The sequence below is a fragment of the Streptomyces atroolivaceus genome, assembly GCF_000717025.1.
GTDB lineage: Bacteria > Actinomycetota > Actinomycetes > Streptomycetales > Streptomycetaceae > Streptomyces > Streptomyces atroolivaceus.
In genome coordinates this window covers 693442-700547 of sequence record NZ_JNXG01000001.1, presented here as the reverse complement: position 1 = coordinate 700547, position 7106 = coordinate 693442, and the positions used below count along the sequence as shown (strand labels likewise).

Annotated in this window: 5 protein-coding genes; 2 read left to right on the top strand and 3 right to left on the bottom strand. The window is 70.8% G+C overall.

The features are described 5' to 3' along the window. Positions 1-375 precede the first annotated feature (375 nt). On the bottom strand, positions 376-933 hold the full coding sequence (locus OO67_RS03095; RefSeq protein ID WP_033296976.1) for a MarR family winged helix-turn-helix transcriptional regulator: 558 nt from the start codon (positions 931-933) through the stop codon (positions 376-378). A 141-nt stretch (positions 934-1074) separates the two neighbouring features. On the opposite strand from OO67_RS03095, the gene OO67_RS03090 reads away from it, so the two are divergent. Next, positions 1075-2373, top strand: a complete 1299-nt coding sequence (locus tag OO67_RS03090; RefSeq protein ID WP_033296975.1) for an MFS transporter — start codon at positions 1075-1077, stop codon at positions 2371-2373. Between the two features lie 24 nt (positions 2374-2397). Here the strand turns inward: OO67_RS03090 and OO67_RS03085 are convergent, their stop codons facing one another. Continuing rightward, the gene (locus OO67_RS03085) at positions 2398-4065 is read right to left on the bottom strand and encodes an ATP-binding SpoIIE family protein phosphatase (RefSeq protein ID WP_033296974.1); all 1668 of its coding nucleotides are present in this window, start codon (positions 4063-4065) and stop codon (positions 2398-2400) included. A gap of 324 nt (positions 4066-4389) precedes the next feature. Beyond that, positions 4390-5778 (bottom strand): NAD(P)/FAD-dependent oxidoreductase, encoded by a 1389-nt coding sequence (locus OO67_RS03080; RefSeq protein ID WP_033296973.1) that lies wholly within the window; start codon positions 5776-5778, stop codon positions 4390-4392. Between the two features lie 384 nt (positions 5779-6162). Between OO67_RS03080 and OO67_RS03075 the strand changes: the two genes are divergently transcribed. Then, on the top strand, positions 6163-6969 hold the full coding sequence (locus OO67_RS03075; RefSeq protein ID WP_078597584.1) for a TetR/AcrR family transcriptional regulator: 807 nt from the start codon (positions 6163-6165) through the stop codon (positions 6967-6969). Positions 6970-7106: the final 137 nt, after the last annotated feature.

Below are 7106 nucleotides of genomic sequence, written 5' to 3'. Positions count from 1 at the left end.
AGACTCTTTCGTGTCCGATTCCCGGCCGAAGCGGGTTCCTGCTCATTCGCTTTCCAGTTCTTCGCTTTCGCGTTTCCCTTTCCGGCGAGTCCGACTCTATCAGATCCTTTCGGGCCTGATTCCCGGTCAGCGGGATTCGTCTTCCCGGCCGTTGGGCCGTTCCGACGCTCAAACTCTAGCGGATTCTTCCGGCGACTCATAATCGAGCCTGCGAATTGAATTACGGCATGCCGAAATTCTCCCCGCTGGGAGATCGTGCTGAGTTTGGTTGCCGCATTCGCGGCGGGATCGGCTGCCGCGAGGCCGTACCGGCTCCGTGACAACTCGAAGAACCTTACGGACACGGGGAAGCCGTGTCAACTCCGCCTCTGACCCTCAGTCCAGGTCGGTGAGGCGGCCGCCGGCGTCCGGCTGTTCGTGTTCCACCCGGCGCAGGAGCCGGATCAGGATCTCGCCCAGCACTCCGCGCTCGTCGCCCGAGAGGTCCTGCAGAAGGTCCTCCTCGAAGGTGGTCGCCATCCGCATCGCCTCGAGCCACTTCGTACGCCCCTCGTCGGTCAGCTCGACGATGACGCGCACCCGGTTGTTCTCGTCCCGGTCCCTGGTGACCAGGCCCTCGCCCGCCATGCGGTCGATGCGGTGGGTCATGGCCGCGGGAGTCAGCCCGAGACGCTTGGCGAGCTCGCCCGGCCCCAGCCGGTACGGGGCTCCGGACAGGACCAGGGTCTTGAGGACCTCCCACTCGGCGTTGCTGATGTCGAGGGCGGCGACCTGTCTGCCGTAGGCGACGTTCATCCGGCGGTTCAGCCGGCCGAGCGCGGAGACGATCTGCTCGACCTGGGGGTCGAGGTCCCGGAACTCGCGCTGATACGCCGCGATCTGCTCGTCGAGGCTCGGCTCCTGGAGCTCGGGCTGCTCGGTGGTGTCAGACATGGCGGGCAGTATCGCACGCTCCTCATCGCCTTCTAAGTCCTTCAAGGTGAAGAGTTCAGCATCTAACTTTAGTGTTAAAGTCTACGGGTCTGTGTGTTTGAAAGTCTTCACATCTAGAGGTAGGTGAGTGTGACCAGGGAGATGGGTGCAGCGCTGCGGCGGATCCAGCTGGGAAGCGCGCTGAGCGCGTTCGGCCTCGGATTCACCGTCCCGTATCTGTACGTCTACGTGGCGCAGGTGCGGGATCTCGGCGCCGGCACGGCGGGTGTCGTGCTGGCTGCCTTCGCCATGGCCGCATTGGCCGTGCTGCCCTTCACCGGCAGGACCATCGACCGGCGCGGTCCCTTGCCCGTGCTGATCGTCGCCGCCGTTGCGGCCGCTGTGGGCGCCTGCGCCCTGGGAGTGTCGAACGGCGTGACGTCCGTCGTGCTGTCCGCCGCCGTCCTGGGTGCGGGCACCGCCGTGATGCAGCCGGCACTGGCGACGATGCTGGTCTGGTGCTCGAGCACCGCGACCCGTACCCGTGCCTTCGCCATGCAGTTCTTCCTGCAGAACCTGGGGCTCGGCCTCGGCGGCCTGGTCGGCGGACAGCTGGTGGACGTCGGGCGGCCGTCGAGCTTCACCCTGCTGTTCCTCATCGAGGCGGCGATGTTCGTGGTACTCGGCGTGGTCGCCGCCACGGTGCGCATGCCGCGAGGTCCCTCCCTCACGGAGAAGGTTCCTGCTGACGGTACGGCGCCCAAGGCCGGGCTGCGGGTACTGCTCTCCCACAGGGCCATGGTCCAGCTGTGCGTGCTGGGCTTCGTGATCTTCTTCGCCTGCTACGGACAGTTCGAGTCCGGCCTCGCCGCCTACGGCACCGAAGCCGCCGGTATCGAGCCGTCCACCCTGGGCATCGCACTCGCGGCCAACACGGCGGTCATCGTCGCCGCGCAGTTCGTCGTGCTCCGCCTCGTGGAGCGGCGGCGGCGCAGCCGGGTCATCGCATGGGTCGGTCTGATCTGGGCCTTCGCCTGGATCGTGGCGGGGTACGCGGGTCTCGGGCACGGCAGCCAGACCATGGCGACTGCCGCGATGATCTCGACGTACGCGCTGTTCGGTCTGGGGGAGGCGATGCTGTCGCCGACGGTGGCACCGCTCGTCGCCGATCTGGCCCCGGAAGCCATGGTCGGTCAGTACAACTCGGCGTTCGCCCTGGTGAAGCAGTTGGCCCTGGCCGTCGGTCCTGCTGTGGGCGGGCCCATGGGGGCTGCGCTGCACGGGCCGTACATCGTGACCTTCGTGCTGTTCTCGCTGGGGATCACCGTGCTGGCGCTCAAGCTGGGCCGTCAGCTCACTCCCGTACAGGACAAGCCGTCGCTGTCGGCTGTCCCTTCCCGGGTGGTCGCCGTGTCCCTGCCGGAGAGCGCGCCGGTCACCGCCACCGGCGCCGTGCGCTGAGGCCGGGGCGGCGAAACGCCCCGGTCAGCCGGGCAGCGAGAACTCGCACCAGACCGCCTTTCCGCCGCCCGGGGTACGCCGGCTGCCCCAGGACGAGGCGATGGTCGCGACGATGGAGATGCCACGTCCCGCCTCGTCTGCGGGTTCGGCACGGCGGCGGCGCGGCAGGTGGTCGTCCCCGTCCGTCACCTCGATGATCAGGCGGCGGTCGGTCCGGCGCAGACCGAGGCGCATGGGTGGGGTGCCGTGCTGGAGGGAGTTCGCCACGAGCTCGCTCGCGGCGAGCACCCCCAGGTCGCAGAGCTCCACGGGGAAGCGCCAGGACGCCAGGACACCCGTGGCGAAGGCGCGGGCCCTGGGAGCCGCCTCGATACCGCCGAGAAGGTCGAGCGACGCGTTGTGGAAGAGCTCCGCGCTCGGTCCCGTCCGAGCGGGGTGCTGCACCACGAGGACCGCCACGTCGTCGTCGTGCTCCGCGGTGACGCCCAGGGCACGGATGAGCCGGTCGCAGACCACCTGGGGCGATCCCTTGGCACCGGCCAGGGCGCGCTCCAGGGAGGCCACGCCCTCGTCGATGTCCTCGCTGCGGCGTTCCACCAGGCCGTCCGTGTAGAGGACGGCGGTGGAGCCGGGCGGCAGGGGGATCGTCCCCGAGGTGTGGACCCAGCCGCCCGTGCCGAGGGGCGGCCCGGTGGGGTCCTCGGCCCGGTGGACCGTGCCGTCCTCGTCGCACACGAGGATCGGGAGGTGCCCGGCGGAGGCGTAGACGAGGTGGCCCTCGTTGGGGTCGTGGACCGCGTAGGCGCAGGTCGCGATCTGGCTGGCGTCGATCTCGGCGGCGAGGACGTCGAGGAGCTGGAGCACCTCGTGCGGCGGCAGGTCGAGGCGGGCGTAGGCGCGTACGGCGGTACGCAGCTGGCCCATGACGGCCGCGGCCCGCACGCCACGCCCCATGACGTCTCCGATGACGAGCGCGGTCCGGCCGGCGCCCAGGGTGATGACGTCGTACCAGTCCCCGCCGACCGCCGCGTCCGTGCCCCCCGGCTGGTAGGTGGCGGCGATGCGCAGGTCGTCCGGCTGTTCGAGGTCCTGCGGGAGCAGGGAACGCTGCAGGGTGACGGCTGTTTCACGGTGGCGGCGTTCGCTGGCGCGGAGCCGCTCCGCCGCCTCGGCGTGGTCGGTCACATCGGTGGCGTAGACGAGGACGCCCGGTTCCCCGTCCCCGCCGTCCGGGTCACCGGTGGCCACGGGGGTGCAGGTCACCGTGTACGAGCTGCCGGCCCGGACCTTGCGCGACTTGACCGTGCGGGGGGTGCCGCTGCGCAGCACCTGGTCCATGAGGGGCAGCAGGCTGAGCTCGTCGAGCTCGGGCATGGCTTCGGCCGCGGGCACGCCGCAGGGACGCGGGCCGAAGGCCGACGTGTAGGCGGCGTTGACGTAGGTGATGCGGTGCTCGGGACCGTGGAGCAGCGCGACGGGGGCGGGGAGCCGGCCGAGGAGTTCGCGGGCCGACAGGGCTTCCAGCGAGGGCCCCGGCGCAGGGGAGGGTTCCGAGGTGTCGTCCGGCGGGGTGGCCGCGGTCGTCGGCCGTAGGGACTCGGCGCGGGCGGCGGGTACGGAACTGTGGTCGTCCCGCGCGGCGGCTCGGCGCTGCGTTCCGGGAAGGCGGGCGCTCCAGCGCGTGAAGTTCACGGAATTTCTGGCCTCGTGTGTCGGTCTGGTCCGCTCGGGCGAGCTGCTTGTTGTGCGGGTGCTGTGGCCGGTCCCCTGCTCATGCCGGGCAGGGGCGTCGGGGCCGGGCTTCCGGTGACGCGCAGCCGGGCCTCTTCGTGCTGGTGGTAGACGCTGCCGGTCACTGTAGGTGACTGCCCGCCGGGTAACTCTGTGCAGGTGCGAGCCCACCTATGGTCACACGTCCAGTGTGACCGACCGTACTGACAGTTGCCGTACGGCAGTGGGTCCAACCGCTGAATCCGGGCCGTCCCAGGGGCGTGTCAAGGCGCCGTGAACTGCGGATCAGCCGGACGTCTCCGGTGGCCTGCCGTCCTTCGGCGGGGTGTCGTCCGGGGGTCCCGGGTGTGCGTGTCCGCGCGCGGCGAGGGCGAACTCGGCTCGCGGATGCTCGAGCGATCCCAGGGAGACGATCTCCCGTTTGAAGAGTCCGGCCAGGGTCCACTCGGCAAGGACACGCGCCTTCCGGTTGAACGTGGGTACGCGGCTGAGGTGGTAGACCCGGTGCATCAGCCAGGCCGGATATCCCTTGAGCTTGCGCCCGTAGACATGGGCGACGCCCTTGTGCAGGCCGAGTGAGGCGACGGAGCCGGCGTAGGAGTGCCGGTAGTCCTCGGCCGGCCGGCCCGCGAGGGTGGCCACGATGTTGTCCGCGAGGACCTTCGCCTGGCGCACGGCGTGCTGTGCGTTCGGTGCGGTCTCGGTGCCCGGCTCGGACGAGGTGAGATCCGGGACCGCCGCCGCGTCACCGGCTGCCCAGGCGTGCTCGGTACCGTCGACGGAGAGCGTGGCGGTGCAGCGGATCCGGCCGCGCTCGGTGAGGGGAAGGTCGGTGGCGGCGAGGATCGGCGCGGGTTTGACTCCCGCGGTCCACACCAGGGTGCGGGTCGGGAAGCGCGAGCCGTCGCTCAGCACGGCGACCCGGCCCTCGCAGGTGTCCAGGCGGGTGTCGAGCCGTACGTCGATGTTGCGGCCCCGCAGTTCCCTGACGGCGTACTTGCCCATGGCCTCGCCGACCTCGGGCAGGATCCGCCCGGTCGCCTCCACCAGGATCCACCTCAGGTCCGAGGGCTTGATGTTGTGGTAGTACCGCGAGGTGTACCGGGCCATGTCCTCCAGCTCCGCGAGCGCCTCGACGCCCGCGTATCCGCCGCCGACGAAGACGAAGGTGAGGGCCGCGTCGCGGATGGCGGGGTCCCTGGTCGCGGACGCGATGTCCATCTGTTCGATGACGTGGTTGCGGAGGCCGATGGCTTCCTCGACGGTCTTGAAGCCGATGCCGAAGTCTGCGAGGCCCGGGACCGGCAGGGTGCGCGACACGGATCCGGGCGCGAGGACGATCTCGTCGTAGGGGATTTCCAGGGCCCCGGTCCCGTCGTCGCCGGCGGCGAGCGTCGTCACGGTCACGCTGCGCTTGGCGTGGTCGACGCGCTCCGCCTCACCGATGACGATGGTGCAGTCCTTCAGGACCCTGCGCAGCGGAACGACGACATGACGCGGCGAGATCGAACCGGCGGCGGCTTCGGGCAGGAACGGCTGATACGTCATGTAGGGCTCGGGCGTGACCACCACGATCTCGGCCTCGCCGCTCTTCAGTCTCTGCCGCAGCTTCCGCTGGAGACGCAGCGCGGTGTACATCCCGACGTAGCCTCCGCCGACGACGAGAATGCGCACACTTGGCCGGGTGCCGGGGGACGCCCCCCGGGAATCTGGTGCCATCACCATCCCATGACGCACCGGAGTCCGGTGTTTGTCCACAGGCCCGGCAAATTGTGTGACCGGAGCACTTGGATCACCCCGCGGCCCACGGCGCCCTCGTGTTCCCGGAGCTGTGCAGGTCAGATGCGCCAGGAGGGCGGGCTTGCGGGGGGCGAATCAGGGTCCAACCGGTCCTTGCTCCGATCGGGGGGCGCTCCGTGCGGAACTACCCCCTTCTGAATTGACCCGGGCTCAACTATGTTCGTACCCCGTCGGGGTGTCGGATTCGGACGAAGGTCCGCACGCCGGCTGACACGGCGGGGAAGTCTCCGGGGGGAGACGTCATAACCGGGGGAAGTCATGCACATTCAGGATTTGCACGGGCCGAGCGCTGTCACCTCTTCTGCCGACGAGCACGGGCGGCTGGGCTCCATGGGGGCGGTCGGAATGGTCGCGGCAGCCGGCGCGACGGGCAGCACGGCCCGCTCGGCGCCGCTCCGCGTGGACGCACAGCGCAATCTCGAACACGTCCTGCGCGCGGCGCGTGAGGTGTTCGGGGAGTTGGGATACGGCGCGCCGATGGAGGACGTGGCACGTCGTGCACGGGTCGGGGTCGGTACGGTCTACCGGCGTTTCCCGAGCAAGGACGTGCTGGTGCGCCGAATAGCCGAGGAGGAGACCGCGCGGCTGACCGATCAGGCGCGCTCGGCTCTCGGCCAGGAGGACGAGCCGTGGTCGGCGCTCTCCCGTTTCCTGCGGACGTCGGTGGCCTCGGGCGCGGGCCGGCTGCTGCCGCCGCAGGTACTGCGCGTCGGGGCGCAGGAGCAGGACGCCACGGCGCTGCCCGGCGCGGCCGACGGCGAGACGCGCGTCCCGCATCAGCGGCAGGGTGCGGACCAGCCCGGCCCCGTTGTGGCCGGCCGGCGCCCGGCCGACGGCGAGGTGCCCGACGACGGCCCGGGGGCGGCCGAGCTGCTCGAGGTCGTGGGCAGGCTGGTGGACCGGGCCCGTGAGTCGGGGGAGCTGCGCGGCGACGTGACGGTGGCCGATGTGCTGCTGGTGATCGCCACGGCGGCGCCGGCTCTGCCGGACCCCGCTCATCAGGCCGCCGCCTCTGCCCGGCTGTTGGACATCCTGCTGGAGGGTCTGCGCTCCCGTCCGGTGTAGGCGTCGTGGTGCGGGTGCGCCGCGCCGGCACCGTCGCGGATGCCGTCGGCACAGCGCGGAGCACGGCCACCGGCGGCGCAGCGCGGAGCACGGCCACCGGCGGCCCGGCGCGGGCGGGACGCACGCTCGCCCCCCGG